The 18,038-nt window shown below is 66.4% G+C and carries 17 protein-coding genes and 1 pseudogene; 7 read left to right on the top strand and 11 right to left on the bottom strand.

The features are described 5' to 3' along the window. Nucleotides 1-39: 39 nt before the first annotated feature. The 4 genes from IEW22_RS16845 to IEW22_RS16830 form a co-directional block, all read right to left on the bottom strand. Complete coding sequence (locus tag IEW22_RS16845; protein WP_188588062.1) at nt 40-849, bottom strand: hypothetical protein; 810 nt, start codon at nt 847-849, stop codon at nt 40-42. After that, complete coding sequence (locus IEW22_RS16840) at nt 846-1,907, bottom strand: mechanosensitive ion channel family protein (RefSeq protein ID WP_229742841.1); 1,062 nt, start codon at nt 1,905-1,907, stop codon at nt 846-848. The genes IEW22_RS16845 and IEW22_RS16840 overlap by 4 nt, the downstream gene beginning before the upstream one ends. Before the next feature lie 143 nt (nt 1,908-2,050). Continuing rightward, nucleotides 2,051-3,172 (bottom strand): peptide chain release factor 2, encoded by a 1,122-nt coding sequence (prfB, locus tag IEW22_RS16835; RefSeq protein ID WP_188588059.1) that lies wholly within the window; start codon nt 3,170-3,172, stop codon nt 2,051-2,053. A gap of 93 nt (nt 3,173-3,265) precedes the next feature. Beyond that, entirely contained in the window at nt 3,266-3,667 is a 402-nt protein-coding gene (locus tag IEW22_RS16830; protein WP_188588057.1) for a hypothetical protein, read from the bottom strand. 54 nt (nt 3,668-3,721) lie between these two features. Between IEW22_RS16830 and hisN the strand changes: the two genes are divergently transcribed. From hisN to IEW22_RS16815, 3 genes are all read left to right on the top strand, one after another. Then, a complete protein-coding gene (gene hisN, locus IEW22_RS16825; protein WP_188588055.1) occupies nt 3,722-4,546 on the top strand; it encodes a histidinol-phosphatase in 825 nt (274 codons plus the stop codon). Between the two features lie 46 nt (nt 4,547-4,592). Next, nucleotides 4,593-5,252 (top strand): MBL fold metallo-hydrolase, encoded by a 660-nt coding sequence (locus IEW22_RS16820; RefSeq protein WP_188588053.1) that lies wholly within the window; start codon nt 4,593-4,595, stop codon nt 5,250-5,252. 279 nt (nt 5,253-5,531) lie between these two features. After that, nucleotides 5,532-6,278 (top strand): hypothetical protein, encoded by a 747-nt coding sequence (locus tag IEW22_RS16815; protein WP_188588051.1) that lies wholly within the window; start codon nt 5,532-5,534, stop codon nt 6,276-6,278. A gap of 51 nt (nt 6,279-6,329) precedes the next feature. Here IEW22_RS16815 and IEW22_RS16810 read toward each other — a convergent pair whose 3' ends face one another. Beyond that, nucleotides 6,330-6,809 (bottom strand): DUF2752 domain-containing protein, encoded by a 480-nt coding sequence (locus IEW22_RS16810; RefSeq protein WP_229742840.1) that lies wholly within the window; start codon nt 6,807-6,809, stop codon nt 6,330-6,332. Between the two features lie 189 nt (nt 6,810-6,998). Here IEW22_RS16810 and IEW22_RS16805 point away from each other — a divergent pair, with 189 nt between their 5' ends. The 3 genes from IEW22_RS16805 to IEW22_RS16795 all read left to right on the top strand — a co-directional run bounded on the left by IEW22_RS16805 (nt 6,999) and on the right by IEW22_RS16795 (nt 10,477). After that, nucleotides 6,999-8,369 carry an acyl-CoA dehydrogenase family protein gene (locus IEW22_RS16805; RefSeq protein WP_188588048.1) on the top strand — a complete coding sequence of 457 codons (1,371 nt, stop codon included), beginning with the start codon at nt 6,999-7,001 and terminating at the stop codon, nt 8,367-8,369. A gap of 58 nt (nt 8,370-8,427) precedes the next feature. Next, nucleotides 8,428-9,645 (top strand): acyl-CoA dehydrogenase family protein, encoded by a 1,218-nt coding sequence (locus tag IEW22_RS16800; RefSeq protein WP_188588046.1) that lies wholly within the window; start codon nt 8,428-8,430, stop codon nt 9,643-9,645. A 502-nt stretch (nt 9,646-10,147) separates the two neighbouring features. After that, nucleotides 10,148-10,477, top strand: coding sequence for a transglycosylase family protein (locus IEW22_RS16795; protein WP_373284226.1), 330 nt, complete (start codon nt 10,148-10,150; stop codon nt 10,475-10,477). Between the two features lie 216 nt (nt 10,478-10,693). On the opposite strand, the gene IEW22_RS16790 is transcribed toward IEW22_RS16795, so the two are convergent. The 3 genes from IEW22_RS16790 to IEW22_RS16780 all read right to left on the bottom strand — a co-directional run bounded on the left by IEW22_RS16790 (nt 10,694) and on the right by IEW22_RS16780 (nt 13,692). Beyond that, nucleotides 10,694-10,978 carry a hypothetical protein gene (locus IEW22_RS16790; RefSeq protein WP_188588040.1) on the bottom strand — a complete coding sequence of 95 codons (285 nt, stop codon included), beginning with the start codon at nt 10,976-10,978 and terminating at the stop codon, nt 10,694-10,696. A 151-nt stretch (nt 10,979-11,129) separates the two neighbouring features. Beyond that, nucleotides 11,130-11,726, bottom strand: coding sequence for a PAS and ANTAR domain-containing protein (locus IEW22_RS16785; RefSeq protein WP_229742838.1), 597 nt, complete (start codon nt 11,724-11,726; stop codon nt 11,130-11,132). A 397-nt stretch (nt 11,727-12,123) separates the two neighbouring features. Further along, nucleotides 12,124-13,692, bottom strand: a complete 1,569-nt coding sequence (locus tag IEW22_RS16780) for an MFS transporter (protein WP_188588036.1) — start codon at nt 13,690-13,692, stop codon at nt 12,124-12,126. Between the two features lie 109 nt (nt 13,693-13,801). Here IEW22_RS16780 and IEW22_RS16775 point away from each other — a divergent pair, with 109 nt between their 5' ends. After that, nucleotides 13,802-14,455 carry a TetR/AcrR family transcriptional regulator gene (locus tag IEW22_RS16775; protein WP_188588034.1) on the top strand — a complete coding sequence of 218 codons (654 nt, stop codon included), beginning with the start codon at nt 13,802-13,804 and terminating at the stop codon, nt 14,453-14,455. Nucleotides 14,456-14,478: 23 nt separating this feature from the next. Here IEW22_RS16775 and IEW22_RS16770 read toward each other — a convergent pair whose 3' ends face one another. From IEW22_RS16770 to IEW22_RS16760, 3 genes and pseudogenes are all read right to left on the bottom strand, one after another. Beyond that, entirely contained in the window at nt 14,479-16,086 is a 1,608-nt protein-coding gene (locus IEW22_RS16770) for a gamma-glutamyltransferase family protein (RefSeq protein ID WP_188588032.1), read from the bottom strand. Nucleotides 16,087-16,150: 64 nt separating this feature from the next. Then, the gene (locus IEW22_RS16765; RefSeq protein WP_188588029.1) at nt 16,151-16,825 is read right to left on the bottom strand and encodes a hypothetical protein; all 675 of its coding nucleotides are present in this window, start codon (nt 16,823-16,825) and stop codon (nt 16,151-16,153) included. Continuing rightward, nucleotides 16,813-17,757, bottom strand: a pseudogene (locus tag IEW22_RS16760) (ABC transporter substrate-binding protein); the annotation flags it as partial. The pseudogene IEW22_RS16760 and the gene IEW22_RS16765, both read right to left, overlap by 13 nt. Nucleotides 17,758-18,038 lie beyond the last annotated feature (281 nt).

Here is an 18,038-nt window from a genome sequence, read left to right as displayed (position 1 = left end):
CCCGCATCGCTGGTCGCCGTGGGTGGTGGCGTGGCGACGTCACTGCGAGGTGGGCACGGTCGTGTCCGTGGTGTCTTCGCGGCCGCCGTTGGGCAGATACTGCTCCCACCATTGGCTGGTGGTCGCAGGTGCACCCGTAGTGGTGGCGGGATTGCGCTGCTCGTTGGCGTCGGTGGTCGTTTCCGCGGTCGGTGAGACCGACTCAGGGGTGCTCTCGGAGGTGGTGGTCGGCGCCGAGGTGGTGGCCATCCGCTGCGCGGACAGTCTCTTCTGCAGCTCGGACTGCTGGTGTATCGAGTTCACCGCCGACTGCAGCGCCTCCCGTTCGGCCGTGCGGCGGTCGACCTGCTTGTAATGGTCGGAGAACTGCCCGTAGCAGGCAAGCAGCACCACCCACACCACCACCAGGATCGCGGTCGTGGTCCGCACGCGTCCGTTGGCGAGTCGCTTGGGGATACGGCGATACCACGGCTGAGACTCCTCGGACTTCCCGTCGGCGGACTCTTCCCCAGCGGACTGTCCCTTGTTTTCAGCTCCCTTGTTGTCAGCAGAGTCGTCGTTGCCCGCGTCGCCGGAGTCCGAGCCGTCCGACGGCGCGGAACCCGACGAGCCGGTAGCAGACGCCGGATCGGATTCGCGACCGAGTCCGGTGATCGCCGAACCGCCCCGCAGGCCGTGGTGCTCCTCACGTTCTTCGATCTCACGCTCGTCGAGTTCGCGATCCTGGGCGGCACGTTCCCGCGACTCACGCTCGGCCTCGGCGCGTTCGCGCCGCGCCTTGTCCTCGAGGTTCTCGTGGCGATGGGCGCCACCACCCCGACGCTCGTCGGGATCGTCGGTGTCACTCACTTGCGCACCTCCCCCGCAGTCGTCTCGCGGTTTCCGTTCGTCTCGCGGTTTCTGTTCGTCTCGCGGTTTCGGGTCGTCTCACCGGTTGCAGAGTCGGTGTGATCGCCCGCATCGGCCCCCTCCGGGGAGTCGTCGGTCTCCAGCGGTGCGCCGATGGCGGTCGCGGTGACGCCGGAGTCACCGCTGTCGGAACCCGTCGTGGAAATGCCGTTGCGCTTGAGCTCCCGCACGATCACCACCCGCATGTACTGCCCGACCTCGAACTGTTTACCCGGAAGGGTACGGGCCACCACCCGGACGGTGATCGACTCCATGTCCATCTTGGTGACGCCCATCGGGGTGGGCTCGTCGAGCAGCAGCGGGCCGATCCGCGGGTCGTTCTTGGACTTGCGGCCGATCTCGACCAGGATGTCGTGCACCTTGTTGATGTCGACACCGATGGGCAGCTCGATGTCGACCACCGCGCGCGCCCAGTCCTTGCTGAGGTTGGTCGCCTTGATGATCGAGCCGTTGGAGATGCTGATGACCTCGCCCTCCGACGAGCGGAGTTTGGTCATCCGCAGGGTCACATCCTCCACCGTGCCCACGGCGGGGTCGGGGTTTCCGCTGACGGTCAACTCCACGTAGTCACCGAATCCGTACTGCTTCTCGGCGATGATGAAGAATCCCGCGAGAAAGTCCTGCACCATGCGCTGGGCGCCGAAACCGAGGCCGGCGCCGAGAACGGTCGCGGGCGCGGCAAGTCCGGAGATCGGGAGTCCGATCGCCCGCAGCATGTAGTACACCGCCACCACCCACACCAGCGCGATCGCCACATACGAGGCCACCTGCACGAGTGCATGGCGATGCTTGTCGGTCTCCGAGCGCACGATGTTGTCGCTGTGCTCGAATCCGCGGTCGAGTCGGTTGACGATCTTGTCGGCGATCCACTCGATGAATCGCGTGACCAACGTGGCACCGATCGCCCACAGCAGGATCTGGGAGCCGTTGAGGGCCAACCATCGCGTCAGGCTCTCGCTACCCGCGATGTCGAGGAATGCGAGGTTCTCGTGCTGCACCCTCAACTCCTCCAGTCGGTCGGGAACATTCCTACCGTCCTACCGGCAAATCGGACATCAGGCAAACGGTCCTGACCAGCGGCGGTCGTGGAATGTGTTGCGTCCCAGCAGTTTTCGCTACGATTAACGCAACTAGGTCCAGACTAGCCCTCTGCCCCTTCGGTGGCCATCCGCCACCGGACACCCGCCTCGATGAAACCGTCGATGTCGCCGTCGAGAACCGCCTGCGGATTGTTGACCTCGAACTCGGTCCGCAGGTCTTTCACCATCTGATAGGGATGGAGCACGTAGGAGCGCATCTGGTTGCCCCAGCTCGACCCTCCGTCGCCCTTGAGCGCATCCATCTCTGCACGCTCTTCCTGCCGCTTGCGTTCGAGCAGCTTCGCCTGCAGCACGCGCATCGCCGATGCCTTGTTCTGCAGCTGACTCTTCTCGTTCTGACATGTGACCACGATTCCCGTCGGGATGTGGGTCAGACGGACCGCGGAGTCGGTGGTGTTGACCGACTGCCCGCCCGGTCCGGACGAGCGATACACGTCGACCTTCAGGTCGTTCTCGTCGATGTCGATGTGGTCGGTCGTCTCCACCACAGGGAGCACCTCCACCTCGGCGAATGAGGTCTGGCGACGTCCCTGGTTGTCGAACGGCGAGATGCGCACGAGCCGGTGGGTGCCCTGCTCGACCGACAACGTCCCGTACATGTAGGGCGCCTTGACGGCGAAGGTACCGCTCTTGAGGCCGGCTTCCTCGGCATAGGAGGTGTCGTAGACCTCCACGGAGTACTTGTGCTTCTCGGCCCACCGGATGTACATCCGCATGAGCATCTCGGCCCAGTCCGCAGCATCCACCCCGCCGGCACCCGAGCGGATGTTCACCACTGCTTCGCGGGCGTCGTACTCGCCGGCGAGCATGGTCTTGACCTCCATCGCCTCGATGTCGGCGCGCAGTGCGGCACGTTCGGCATCGGCGTCGGCGAGCGCCGAGGTGCGCGCGGCACCCTCTTCTTCTTCGGCGAGCTCGTAGAGCACCGGCATGTCGTCGAGGCGCCCGCGCAGATCGACCGCGCGGCGCAGCTCACTTTGCACATGCGACAGCTCACTGGTGACCTTCTGGGCATGGGTCTGGTCGTTCCAGAGTTCGGGGTCTGCGGCCTGGTGTTCGAGCTCGTCGACACGTCGACGCAACTCGTCGAGGTCCAGCACCTTCTCCACCGTGGTCAGAGTGGTGTCGAGGCTTTCGAGATCTGCGGCTACGTCGGGTTGCACGGTGATCCAGGCTACCGTGCCCACACCCGAGCCGAACATGTCATCGGCGCTGCCGGGCTCAGCGGAGCCCCGGTGGGCGTTCGACGGCGCTGTTCACTGGTATCCGGTGCCCTGATCGGGCGACGGCGCCGGCGGCAGCACGCCGAAGTGCCACGATGTCTGCGCCTTGCCCGCGCGATAGACCACCGGATACTCCGAACCCATCTGCGGCCACGGATCGGTGGTGGTCAACACGAGGTCGCCGTACACCTCCGCGGGTGCGGTGTCGGGACCGTTGATGGTGCCCGAGACGGTGCAGTACATCTGCCCCTTGGAGTCGGGTTCACGGCGGTCGCTGACCCCGGTGACCGTCAGGACACCCTGGCGCATCGAGGCCATCTGCGACGACCGCATGCCGCCGAGCCCACCACCCCCGCTGCGTCCGCGCCGCCACTGCGCAACCATGAAGGCCAGCGCTCCGGCGATGATGATGATGAACACGATCGAGACGACCATGAGCGATCGACCACCTTTCTCTCGTTGCGGCCTGAACCCGTAGCGTATGCGAGCATGCCGACCCTTCCGGGTTCTCCCGACCAGCAGTCGACCGACGACCTCGCGCTGGCCCTGCATCTCGCCGATCTGGCCGATGCCATCACGACCGCCCGATTCGGCGCGATGGACCTGCATGTGGACGCGAAACCGGATCTGACGCCGGTGTCAGACGCCGACCTCGAGACCGAGCGGACCCTGCGTGCCGCCCTGGCGACCAGCCGTCCCGACGACGCCGTGCTCGGCGAAGAATTCGGCGGGGATGCCACATTCACCGGACGTCAATGGGTGATCGACCCGATCGACGGCACCAAGAACTTCGTGCGCGGTGTGCCGGTGTGGTCGACCCTGATCGCCCTGCTGGTCGACGGCCTGCCGGTGGTCGGGGTCGTGTCCGCACCCGCGCTGGTGCGGCGCTGGTGGGCGGCACAGGGTTCGGGCGCACACACCCGCGGTCCCGACGGGACGACCCGCGACATCTCGGTGTCGGCGGTGTCGAATCTGTCCGAATCGAGCCTGTCGTTCGCGAGTCTGTCCGGATGGGCCCAGCGAGGGCTCCGCGCGCGTTTTCTCGACCTGACCGATGAGGTCTGGCGGGTCCGCGGCTACGGCGATTTCCTGCATTACTGCCTGGTCGCCGAGGGGGCCGTGGACATCGCCGCAGAGCCGGAGGTCTCGCTGTGGGACCTCGCGGCCGTCGACATACTGGTCCGCGAGGCCGGTGGCCGGTTCACCGCACTCGACGGCACGCCCGGTCCGCATCACGGCAGTGCGGTGGCGACCAACGGCCTGCTCCACAACGCCGTCCTCGACGCGATCGGTACTGCGCCAGAAGCTTCCTGACCTGCGGTGACCCTCGACCGCGTCGGTCGCGGATTAGGCTTCGGGCATGAAGCTGACCCACTTCGGACACTCGTGCATCCTCGTGGAGATCGACGGGACGAGAGTGCTTCTCGATCCCGGGAACTTCTCCCACGGCTTCACCAGGATCACCGGACTCGACGCCATCCTGGTGACCCATCAGCATCCCGATCACGTGGATCCCCAGGCGCTGCCCGATCTCGTGGCCGCCAACCCCGACGCCGTACTGCTCGCCGACCCGCAGACCGCTGAGACGCTCAACCGGGACGACGTCGCCGGGGTGTGGACCGCCGCGCAGAGCGGTGAGGTGCACCGGATAGGTCAGATCACCGCCCGGATCGGCGGCGGCAAACACGCCGTCATCCATTCGGAGATCCCGGTCATCGACAACGTCGCCTACCTACTCGGCGACGACAAGAACCCGACGCGATTCGTCCATCCGGGCGACTCGTTCTATGCGCCCACTCAGCCGGTCGATGTGTTGGCGGTGCCCAGCGCTGCGCCGTGGATGAGGCTCAGCGAGGCGGTTGACTATCTGCGTGCGGTGGCGCCGAAGGTCGCCACCCCGATCCACGACGCGGTGCTGTCGGATGCCGGCCGGTCGACGCACTTCGGACGCCTGCAGTCGATGGCCCCCGAAGCCACCGAATTCCGGCTGATGCCGCGCGAAGGCGAACTCGACATCTGAGGTCACCCGTTCGCAGTACACCCGCCCGAGATGCATTGACCCAGGTCAGGGGTGGTGCTAGCGTGTGTCGGTCTCCACGACACGCCGAGTCATGACTCAGCTCGCGGTGGATTGCTGAGCCGAGTCGGTCTCGGTCTCGACGTGCGAACTGCACAACGCAATGCGATATCGCTTCATCGGTTTCGGGAATCGGGGCACGGACAGCCGGTGCGCCGACACGGGCGAGCACCGTCGCCCTCCCCGGCCCAGACTCTCCACCGACCGAGAGAACTGACTGAGATGATCGACCCGAGATTTCACCTCTGCGGGGGTGCGCCGGCATCGTCGGCACGGCGCACCGCCCGCGCCCAGCCCCCGCACAGCGCACCTGCGGGCGCTCTGCCCGCGCCGCGACACGATGCGCAGGGCTCGCGCGACCGCGCAGATCACCACCCCGACGCCGAGTTCGCTGCGATCGCCGCCGCACTCGACGCCCGCCGCCGGATGCGCATCCTCGCAGCCGCCGACGAGATCCGCGACGAACTCCGCATCGCCGCCGACGGCATCACCGATCCGCCCCGTCGCACCGACGACACGGCTCACCGGGCGTCGATCCTGCACGCCATCCATGCGGCGGCGACCGAGATCCTGGGGTACGCACCCGTCTGCGTCTCCGGCGATGGTGCGTTCTGGTTGACCCAGCTCGACACCGCGGTGGCCACGCTGGCCGCCGACACCCGGATGTGGGGGGTACCCACGCCGCGATGTGCGGCCGAAGTCGCCGCGCTGCGCGCGATTCTCACGCGCGCCGCGGTCGCGGACACGGGGCTGCCGCTGGCCGCGGCATGCTCCTATCCCACCAGGGCGAATCCACACGGCTGGGGCGACCACTTCGATTTTCTGCTCAACGAACCGCCGAGTACGGCGCCGCGCGACCGGACCAGTAGGTGCGGAGATTCCCTGCGGTGCCCGTTCGAGGAGGGGCCGTTCCCGGCCGCGGCCCGACCACCGTTCGCCGATCCCCGACCCGACCCCGACCAGCTCTGACCAGCCGACCGGTCATCGACCACACCTGATCGCCGGGTGCGCGAACGCTTCTCACCCCACCGGCACGAACACACCCCAGCCGACGAGGGCGTCGGCGATGCGTGCGGCGCCGTAACCCAGCCACAGCACCACCACCACGGCGAGCGCGATCATGGCTCGTCGCCGCACCCGGGGTGATGAGTTCCATGCAGCGGTGAGCACGGCACCGGCCCGGCCGCGCGAGGCCACTGTGCTCACCAGCCAGGCGACGGCGAGCACCATCGTCGGCGGCCCGAAGAGATTCAGCGCGAACGCGCCGGCCACGTCCCCGTGCGCCAGGGCCACCCAGCTGCGCGTGAGGCCACATCCCGGACACGGCAGTCCCGTTGCCAGCCGAAACGGGCACAGCACCGGCCCGTGAGCGGCCTGTGCCGGTGACACCGCGGCAGCCACGATCATCGCCGACGTCACCACGGCCACCGCCGCGAGGGTGCCCGTGCCCGGACCGCGACGGATCTGGCCGCCGGCCACCAATTCCCGCTGCACGCTCACAAGCGCCAGTATCACCCCCGCAACCGGCGAAATCACCACAGGAAACGGACCGCCCCGTCGCGCAGACATCGTCGAAGGTGATCCGCATCACAAAGATACCGGGATATTACTCGGGAGTCAGATTTGAACTTACCGTTGAGTAAGATAGGTGCGACTCGCACCACCCCTCGACGAGAACAGATGAGGACAATGAGTACCAACACCGAACCACGTGACACCTCCGCTGTCGGACTCAACCCGCAGAAGCGCACCCCGATCGGAACCGCCATGCGGTTCCTGTCGACCATCACCGGGTCGGACTTCGCCGACAGGTACAAGCTGCGCGAGCCCATCAACCGCATCGCCTACGAGAGCACCAAGACCGGGTTCCAGACCCTCGGCGCCGCCAGTCGCGCATTCAAGAAGGTGCAGGGCGGCGGTGATGCGCCCAAACGGCTGACCACCACCGCCAAGGACGCCTTCAACCTGTCCCCCGACGACGAGCAGCAGATGATCTCGGAGACGGTGCGCGACTTCGCCGTGGAGATCCTGCGCCCGGCGGCCAAGGAAGCCGACCACGCCGCTGCGGCTCCCGAGGACATCCTCAAGCGCTCGGCCGAACTCGGCATCACGATGATCAACGTCCCCGAGGAGCTCGACGGTGCGGCCACCGATCGCGCGGCGGTCACCAACGCACTGGTCGCCGAGGCCATGGCCTACGGCGACATGGGCCTGGCCGTGCCGCTGCTGGCACCCAGTGGAGTCGCCAGCACGCTGACCCAGTTCGGTTCCGACGCCCAGCAGAAGACCTACCTGCCCGATTACGCGAGCGAGAACGTGCCGCAGTCGGCCGTGGTGGTCGCCGAACCCCGTGCGCTCTTCGATCCGATGGAACTCACCACGCGCGCCACCCGCGTACCCAGTGGCTACCGACTGTCGGGTGTGAAGTCATTCGTCCCCGCAGCGGGATCGTCGGAGCTGTTCATCGTCGGCGCTCAGCTCGACGGACGTCCGGCGCTGTTCATCGTCGAATCCGACACCCCCGGTGTCGTGGTCGAAGCCGATCCGGGTATGGGTGTCCGTGCCGCCGGGATGGGCCGCCTGCTGCTCGACGACGTCTCGGTTCCCGCCTCGGCGCTGCTCGGCGAGCAGGAGGGCGACGCCGCGGTCAACGCCTACAAGGACGTCATCCGCCTCTCCCGCCTGGGCTGGGCGTCGCTGGCCGTCGGCACCGCACACGCAGTGCTCGACTACGTGGTCCCCTACGTCAACGAACGCGAAGCGTTTGGGGAGCCGATCTCCAACCGTCAGGCGGTCGCCTTCATGGTCGCCAACATCGCCACCGAACTCGACGGTCTGCGCCTGGTCACCTGGCGCGGCGCCGCCCGCGCCGATCAGGGCAAGTCCTTCGCCCGCGAGGCCGCATTGGCTCGCAAGCTGACCCAGGACAAGGGCATGCAGATCGGGCTCGACGGCGTGCAGCTTCTGGGCGGACACGGCTTCACCAAGGAGCATCCGGTGGAGCGGTGGTACCGCGACCTGCGTGCGGCCGGCATCGGCGAGGGCGTCATCGTCCTGTGAGTGCTTGTCGCCGCTCCCACCTCCATCGTCACGACCACCCGTCAAGGACTGACATCTCATGACCATCAACCTGGAACTCCCCCGGAAGTTCAACCCGACCATCGAACAGGCCCATCAGGCGGCCGCCGAGATCTTCCGACCGGTCTCACGCAAATACGATCTCGCGGAGCATGAGTACCCCGTCGAGCTCGACACCCTGGCCAGCCTCTACGACGGACTGGCCGACGCCGGCCAGGCCGGTGCCGGCGCCGACGGCGGGCGCAAGCAGCGCAAACCCGAGGTTGCCGAGGGCGTCATCGTCAACGGCGGCAACATGCAGTCGGTGGTCAACACCCTCGAAGCCTCCTGGGGCGATGTGGGTCTGCTGCTGTCCATCCCGTACCAGGGGCTGGGCAACGCCGCGATCGCCGCGGTCGCCACCGACGAACAACTGGCCCAATTCGGCAAGGTGTGGGCGGCCATGGCCATCACCGAGCCCGGTTTCGGGTCGGATTCCGCGGCAGTCACCGCCACCGCACGCCGCGACGGTGACGAGTACGTCATCAACGGCGAGAAGATCTTCGTCACCGCCGGGTCACGGGCCAGCCACATCGTCGTGTGGGCCTCGGTCGACCGCAGCCTGGGTCGAGCGGCCATCAAGAGCTTCGTCGTACCGCGCGAACACCCCGGTGTCACGATCGTGCGTCTGGAGGAGAAGCTGGGCATCAAGGCCTCCGACACCGCCGTGATCCGCTTCGAGGACGTCCGCATCCCCGCCGCGAACCTGCTCGGTTCGCCCGAGGTGGACACCAAGAAGGGGTTCGGCGGGGTCATGCAGACCTTCGACAACACCCGTCCGTTGGTCGCGGCCATGGCCGTCGGTGTGGCCCGTGCGGCGCTGGAGGACCTGCGCGGCATCCTCTCCGATGCCGGCGTGGAGATCGACTACGACAAGCCCGCGAACTGCCAGAGTGCTGCGGCCGCGGAGTTCATCCGGATGGAGGCCGACTGGGAGGAGGCCTACCTGCTGAGCATGCGTGCGGCCTGGATGGCCGACAACAAGCTGCCCAACTCCAAAGAGGCGTCGATGTCGAAGGCCAAGGCCGGTCGTACCGCCACCGACATCACACTCAAGGCCGTCGAGCTGGCCGGCACGCTGGGCTTCTCCGAACGCCTGCTGCTGGAGAAGTGGGCCCGCGACTCGAAGATCCTTGACATCTTCGAGGGCACGCAGCAGATCCAGAACCTGATCATCGCCCGTCGAGTGCTGGGTAAGAGCAGCGCCGAGCTCAAATAGCACCCCCACACGCCGTCCTGATCACATCACGACGACGTGGAGCACCCGCCGACCAAGGTCACAACCAGATACGAAAGCGGCCGCGACATCGATGTCGCGGCCGCTTTTCTGTGCAAATCCGGCAATAAATAACTAGTTAACAAGTGATGTCGATCACAGGTTTATCCAATTTGATCACGGTTCTATCACTAGCGACACGCCGACGTGCGCTGGCAATTCCCTGAAAATCGTCCGTGTTATCAGAGCTCCACACATCTCCGCACGTCAAGACTCCGACGTGACCTTTCCGTTATCGGTTTGTATCGTCGCTGGGGCAAGCGATCGAGAGTCATCAGATGTACGGCATCGCCACGCTGCTCCGGGAGGCAACCCCCACCGGACACAGGCGAGCTACCGGCTGACGACGATCGATCACCGTAGAAAGAAACACTCTCCGTTACCGCGGATACAACGCTCACGACCACGTGAGTGGGTAATGGAGACAGGGAGGGTTACCGTGTCCATCAGCATCAAGAAGCTCGCTGTCCGCGCCGGAATCGTCGGCATCTTCGCCGCCGCTCCGCTGACCGCCATGGCCGGCACCGCGTCGGCCGACGGTGGCCACAACTGGGACGCTGTTGCGCAGTGCGAGAGCAGCGGCGACTGGGGCATCGACACCGGCAACGGCTACTACGGCGGTCTCCAGTTCTCGGAGAGCACCTGGCAGGCCTACGGCGGCTCGGGCAACCCGGCCTACGCCTCGCGTGAAGAGCAGATCGCGGTCGCCGAGAACGTCCTCGCCGGCCAGGGCGCCGGCGCATGGCCGGTCTGCGGCCAGTACCTGTACAGCTGATCACCACCCCGATCGGCTGGTAACAGCTACGCCATATGAGCATGGGTGCGGGCTGTCACACTGCGGTGTGACAGCCCGCACTGCTGTGTCCAGCCCTGGTTGTCACCGGGACCGGTTGTCGTCAGATATCGGTTCGTCGTCGGACCCACGCGGTTGTCGGTCCGGTGGATGCGGTGCCGCGCGATGCGGCCTGACGTCGTCGCGAGTTCCGTCAGGTCACAGGTCGTCGCCGGTGACGTCGGGCAGTCCACGGGCGTCGGTCCCGAACTCGGCCTCGTCGGCATCCGAACGTCCGTAGGCGTCGGCGAATTCGGTGGCCGGGTCGTCGAGGACCTCGTCGAGTTGTTCGGCGACGTCAGCGGGATCCGCCTCACCGATGGCCGCGGCCGCCATCGAGTCAGTGTCGGTGTCGTATCCGTCGGGGACATCACTGGTCACCGGTGTCCGCTGATCCAGAGCATCCTCGGTCGGGACCTCGTTTCGATCGGGTAGCTCACTCACATCTACCTGTATACGCCGCGCGTCGACGACGCCGGCGGGTTCGTCAGGCCCAGAACACACGACATCCCCGTAACCCTCTCGGCTTTCAGGGTCACGGGGATGTCGGAGTTACGGGAATGTCGGACTCACCGGGATGCCCGCATCGCCCCGGTCAGGCGAGGTGTCCGGTCAGGATGATCTCGTCGAATCCGTTTCGCCAGGTCGTGGGAGGCTGCTCACTGATCGCTGCTGCCCGACCGACGATGTGCGCGGCGAGCAGCCGCAACTTGGTGTTGGTCTCCTGCGATCGCCACTTCAGCACGTCGAAGGCGCGGTCGGAGTCGATTCCGTAGACGATCATCATCATGCCCTTGGCCTGCTCGATCACCGCACGGGACTCGGCGAACTGCGAGACCGCCTGATCCATCGTGTCCTGCACCGCGCTGTCACGGAAGTCGGTGAGGTCGACATAGAACCCCTCGGTGCCGATCAGTGATCCGGACTCGTCGGTCATCTGTGCGGCGACCACGAGCACATGGTGCTCGCGGCCCTGGGCGTCGATGATGCGGTGACGCGACGAGAACGGTCGTCCCTCGTCGAGCATCGCCCCCACCGCCGTACCGACACCCTCTCGGTCGTCGGGATGCTTGTGCGACAAGACAAGTTCGGTGGTGGGTTCCACCGTGCCGGGTTCATACCCGTGCATCTGTGCGACCTCGTCGGACCACACCCACCGCTGGCCGGCGAAATAGAGCTGAAATTGTCCCATCGCTGGCCTGTGCGGCGCAGCGAAGATCTCACCGACGGAGTCCGGCCCAATATCTTCAGGCACTTTCATCCATACCTTCCTGTGCAGATCCCCCCGAATCGAAAACCAACCGTGCTGTTCCCCCGGACTGCAATGCGAACACATATGCGCCTTCGCGCCCGCAATGGTAACAAGCCGGAGGCGGCGAGGACTCGACGAAACGTGACGGGATTCGATTGCCCTGCAGAAGGCGTGAGGCCGAAGGCAACGCAGGCGGATCGGATTGAAAAAATCTGATAATCAAGCCTACTCCTGTGATCCACAGGTCTTCGACCGGACCATCGGCTGCACCACATCCACCGCACCCGACCTCCCGCCACACCGTGCTCAACAGTCCCATCGGGTACGCAGCTCACGCTCAGACAGTGATCCGCTGGAACCATCGGACGATACGGTATGGAATTGGTTGTCCGACAACCGATCCGGGGCATCTCACAACGGTCGGATACTCACTCGGCCGGCTCGGCCACACTGAATCGCCGTGGGTGCGCTCACCCTGGGTGAGGGCCATCAGCACCAACCCGGCGAGCACGAGGATCGCCGACACCAACACTGTGGTGGAGACCCCGTCGGCGAACGCGGTCACCGAACCGGTAGGTCGGCCGTGTGTAGCCGCTCCGAAGACCGCCACCATGACCGCGAGTCCGACCGTGCCACCGAGCTGCTGAGCGGTGTTCACCAGACCCGATGCCGCTCCCGCGTCCTCAGGCCTCACACCGGCGAGCGCCGCTGTGGTCAACGCCAGGAATGCCGCACCGCCGCCGGCTCCGACCAGCACAAACGGTCCCACCAGTGAGCCGTAGGAGGCGTGCACACCGATGGTGCTCAACCAGAACAGACCGACGGATGCCGCCGCGAAGGACGCGATCAGCAGGGTGCGTGTACTGAATCGATGGGCGAGATACCTCGCCGAGATCTGCGACGACAGGAATGTCGCCGCGGTCATCGGGAGGTAGGCCAGACCTGCCTGCAACGGGCTGTAATGCAGCACGTCCCGCATGAACTGGGTGAGGAAGAACATCATCCCCATGAAGCCCGCGACCATCACCAGCCGACCCAGGTATGCGGCGCTGCGCGAGATGCTGGCGAACAGTCGCAGTGGCGTGATCGGTTGAGCCACTCTGCTTTCGGTGTACACGAAGGCGCCGAGCAATGCCGCGCCGAACACGAGCGACCCGACCGTGGCAGGGCGCGACCAGCCGTATTCGGCCGCATTGACCAGCCCGTAGACGATGGCGCCGACGCCGAGCGTGGACGTGAGGGCGCCGCCGAGATCGAACGACCCCGATCCACGACCGCTCGCAGGTAGCGCGAGCACGCCGGCAGCCACCACGAGCACACCGATCGGCACATTGACGAAGAACACCCAGCGCCAGTCGAGCCACTGTACGAGTGCACCGCCGAGCACCAGCCCCAGGGAGAAGCCGCCGATGGAGACCCCGGTGAACAGGGCCAGCGCGCGCGTTCGCTGTGCACCCTCGGGAAATCGGGTCATGAGCAGCGCCAACGCCGCCGGCGCGCTGATGGCGGCACCGACACCCTGCAGCGCGCGGGCGGCGAGCAGTCCCACCTCGCTGGCCGCCATCCCGCCGACTGCCGAGGCGACCACGAAGAGCGCGAGCCCACCGAGAAAGGTCCGGCGGCGACCGATGATGTCGCCGAGCCGCGCGCCCAGCAACAGCAGGCCACCGAAGGTGAGGGTGTAGGCGTTGAGTACCCAGGACAGATTCGACGTCGAAAAGCCAAGGGAATGTTGAATATCAGGTAAAGCGACGTTCACGATCGTGGCATCGACGACCACCATCAGCTGGCAGCCGAGGACAGCCAGCAAGATCAGGGTGTCCGTGGTGATCGGTACACGGGGCACGTTCATCCCCGGGATCCGTCCCGGGAACTGGGCGCGCCGCGCCAGAGAAGTCAGAGACATGGGTGAACTCATTTCGACGAGAGATCATCGTGAACCGAGCACGAGGTAGACTCGGAGACCAAACGGAAGCTTCCTCCACTTAATATACGGAGGATTCCTCCGGTTAGCAATGTCTCTGCTCGATCGAGGCGTGGACCCGCACCGTCGAGAAGCCCTGGAGGTGGCCGTGAGCACCGGCAAGCAGACCCACGACAACGCAGTCGTGGTGCCCACACGTCCCACTCGTGCGGATGCCGCGCGCAACTACGACAAACTCGTCGACGCCGCGCAGGAATTGTTCGCCACCGACGGGATCGATGTGGCACTCGACAAGGTCGCGGCGCAGGCCGGGGTCGGCATCGGCACGCTCTACCGCCATTTCCCCAACCGCACCGCTCTCGTGCTGGGGACCTTCCGAAGCTATTCCGAACGCCTCAACGCCCAGGCGTGGGAACGGCTGGAGCGCGGGACGGCGATCGACGCGCTCACCGGGTTGTTCGAGGACTACATGAGCACCGCCGCCACCAAGCGCGGGATGAAGGAGGCCATCCTCGCCGCAGTGGGCGCCGACGCCGAGGTGTTCGAGGAATCACGCGCCGCCGGTCGCGCACTGATGGCAGCGATCATCGACGCCGGGGCCCGCGAGGGCACCATCCGCTCTGATGTCGAACCCGGCGATCTGTCGCGACTGACCGGTGGTCTGTCGATGACCTGCGTGCCCGAGGATTCGGCGACCGAACGCGCCCGCCTGATCGGCATCGTCCTGGCCGGCCTGCGGCCCTGACGCCGGATCCCACCCCCGCGAGCTCAGACGCGAACGCGGTTGAGTACCAACGCTTCTCCATCTGCGCGCGGGTCGGTCGCCGCGGTCATCGATCCGTCGTCGGCGATCACCACGAGGTTGGCCTGCCCCATGTCCTCGGTGTGTGGCGGCACTTCGAGGATCGGCGCGCCGGTGTGCTCGAGGGCCGCTCGCGCCGCCTCGGCGAGGTCGCGCTCCACCACGATCGTGTCCGTGCCTGCACCGTCGGTCTGGGCTCCGACGATGGCGCGCGGAGCCGCGAGCGCCGAGGCCGCGGTCTCCCCGGCACTCACCCGCGCCAGGATCTGTCCGAGGATCTGCCCCTGTCCCTGTCCGCCCATCGTCGCCGGCACATGGCGGACCCGTCCGTCGCGAGTGATGGTCATGGCGGGGGTGAGCGTGTGAACCGGACGTTTGTGCGGCGCAATGACATTCGGCGAATTCGGGTCGAGGGCGAAGGCCGTCCCCCGATTGTGGAACAACACCCCGGTCGTCGGGTCGATCAGTCCCGAACCGAACGAGTGATACACGCTCTGGATCAGCGAGACCGCATAACCCTCGCTGTCTGCGGCCGCCACCCCGACGGTGTCACCGTGCGGCAGCCGCAGCGGGCGCGATGGCCTGATCGCGCCGCCGAGACCGGTTCCCGGCACACGCGGTCGCATCAGCACGTCGAGGTCGACCGGGGCGTGACGCGGGTCGGCGAGCACGCTCGCGCGCAGACCGTTGCCGTCGGCGAACTCGGCGATCAGCTCCCCCAGGCCCGTGGCGAGCGGGTCGGCGCATGCTTGGGTGTCGGCGCTCGCAATCCACCGCAGCGCCCGCAGCAGGATGAACCCATGGGTGTTGGGTGGGCTGGTGACAACGGTCAGATCACCGAAGTCGGTGGCGATGGGAGCGCACTCCTCGACGGCGAAGTCGGCGAAATCGGCCGTCGTGAGCGCAGATCCATGGGCGCCAAGGTGATCGACCATCGCATCGGCGACCGGTCCGGTGTAGAACGCCTGCGCACCGGATTCGGCGATCGCGGTGAGGGTGTCGGCGAGCTCCGGCGAGCGCAGGGCGTCGCCCAGACCGAGGGGCTCTCCGCCCGGTGCGAACGTGCGGTCGAAATCCTCGGTGCCGCGCAGATCCGCATTGCCCGGGTCGACGAGGTGCCGCGCCAGCGATCCGGCCACCGGCGCACCTGAACGGGCATGCCCTATCGCGTGTTCGAACAGCCGGTGCCAGTCGAGCCGTCCGGCGCGCCGATGTAACGCCTCCCAGCCGCGTACCCCGCCGGGCACGGTCACCGTGTGGGCGCCGCGGATCGGGAGCGTGTCGCCGTACCGGCGACGCAACTCGTCGACGTCCACGGCCTCCGGAGCCCATCCGGAGGCGTTGATGCAGACGATCTCGGAGTCCGGGGTCCGCACGAGCGCGATGAGATCGCCGCCGAGCGCGACATTGTGCGGGTACACCACCGTGAGCACCGCAGCCGCCGCGATCGCGGCGTCGATCGCCGATCCGCCGTCGCGCAGGGCCGCCTCTCCCGCGCGGGTGGCCTTCTGATGAGGTGCGGCGATTGCGCTGGTCGTACCGGTGCTGGTCACGGGCGAGGGGTCGGCTGCCATTCCTCCAGAATGCTCCTGTCGTGTCGGCACAGTCCGTCCGGGCTGGTGCGGGTCCACAGGTGTGTCAGCTCGGGTCGGAGCCGTAGATCGCCACGCTCCACACCGCGACCCCGACAGCCAGCACACCGGTCGCCAGCGCGGTGAGTGCACCGCCGCCGGCAACTGCGGCCAATATCGCGATGATCGGTGCGGCGGGCGTGACCACCACGGCGTCGAGGGCGATCCGGCGACGCAGTGACGATGCCACGGCAGTCCGCTCCTGGAGATCACGACCGGTCAGCGTCGGGGCGTCATGCGCAGCGCCCGGCGGGCGACTGCGCGGCTTACCCGCCGGCACCAGCTCGATGTCACCGAACCGGAAGGCACCGGCGCTCATCTCACCGGTCGCGTACTCCGGCAAACCCAGTATCGCCGGTGTGAAATATACCGGATACCAACGACTCTCACCGGAGTCGACCGAGACCTCCAGGTAGCTTCGCGAGACCATGCGGCGGTGCACACGCACCCGGTGTGCCGTGACCGGCGACCACGGTCCACGCAGCGCACGGCGGATGCGTATCCACCGCGCCCCTGTCATTCCGATCACCACCAGCGCGGCGACGGCTGCGATCCCCCCGGCCCACGGTGCGCCGAGAACGCAGACGATCACGGCGATCACGGCGGTGGCCGCCGGGTAGGTGAACCCTGCCCGGCGACCAGCCGTCCGCGACACCTCGTGTGGCGCTGCTACTTCAGCCATCCGACCTTCGTCATGTCGGTGTCCCCGAATCCCGGCGCACCGAAGTTGGCGAGCGCCTTCTTCGTCGCGTAGGTGTAGGGACGCTGATACAGCGGCAGGCTGAACCCGATCTTCCAGATGGCCTCGTCGGCCTGATTGGCGATCTGGTTGCGCTTGGTGGGATCGGTGGTGGTCACCATCTCGTTGAGCAGATTGTTGATCTCGTCGCTGCCGATCTGACCGTAGTTCTGCTGGATGTTGCCCGGCGTGAGGCTGTAGATCGACTGCGCCGAACCGGGGAACACGGTGTCCTCCCAGGTGAACTGGGTGACGTCGAAATCACCCACCTGAACGTGCTTTTCGAAGAAGTCATCGCTGGGCACGGTGTCGATGATGAGGTTGACGCCGATCTCCTTGAGGTTCTGCTGGATGATCTGCGCTTCCTGGCTGGCATTCGGCGTGCCCGACGGCAACACGTCGTGCAGGTCGAGCTGCTTGCCGTCCTTCTTGCGGAACTGACCCGACATCGTCCACCCCGCCGCGTCGAGTTCCTTCTTCGCCTCGTCGGGGTTGTAGGTGATGTCGCCGTTGTTCGCCTGGAAGCCGTCCTGTCCGTCGATGAACATGTGGTTGTTGAGCACCGAGGGCTTGGAGGTGATCTGGCCCAGCAGCGCCTTGGCGATCAGATCGCGGTTGATACCCTTCTGGATCGCCACGCGCACAGCGGGATCGGCGGTGATGCGGCCCTTGGCGCCGTTGAAGTCGAGGTGGCGCCACTGGAAGCCCGCGCTCTGACGCAGGTCGACGTCGGCGATCGTCTTGGCGGTCTTGAAGGCGTCGGCGTCGCTGCCCAGTTCCATGAAGTCGATCTCGCCACTCTGCAGTGCACCGATCTCGGCGGTGCTGTCGAGTGCGATGTAGGTGATGGTGTCGAGTACCGGTTTGGCACCCCACCACGCCGGTCGCGTTCGAACACCAGGCGTTTGCCGCCCGGCTCGATCGACTTGACCTTGAACGGCCCTGCTGTCAGCGGCATCGTGGTCTTGGAACCGTTGTTGAAATGCTCAGGGGTGTCGATGTTCTCACGGGCGAGCAGTGGGGCGAACACACCCTGCCAGTCGCTGTAGGGCTTAGCCTCGATCCACCGATCGGCTTTTGAGGTGTGATGAAAGGTGTTGAGCACGTTTAGGCCGGTGATGGGCATGAGTATGTCGCCGATCTCTGATGTCGGCTT

The organism is Gordonia jinhuaensis (genome assembly GCF_014639795.1).
GTDB lineage: Bacteria > Actinomycetota > Actinomycetes > Mycobacteriales > Mycobacteriaceae > Gordonia_B > Gordonia_B jinhuaensis.
This window is presented reverse-complemented; position numbering and strand designations above follow the sequence as displayed.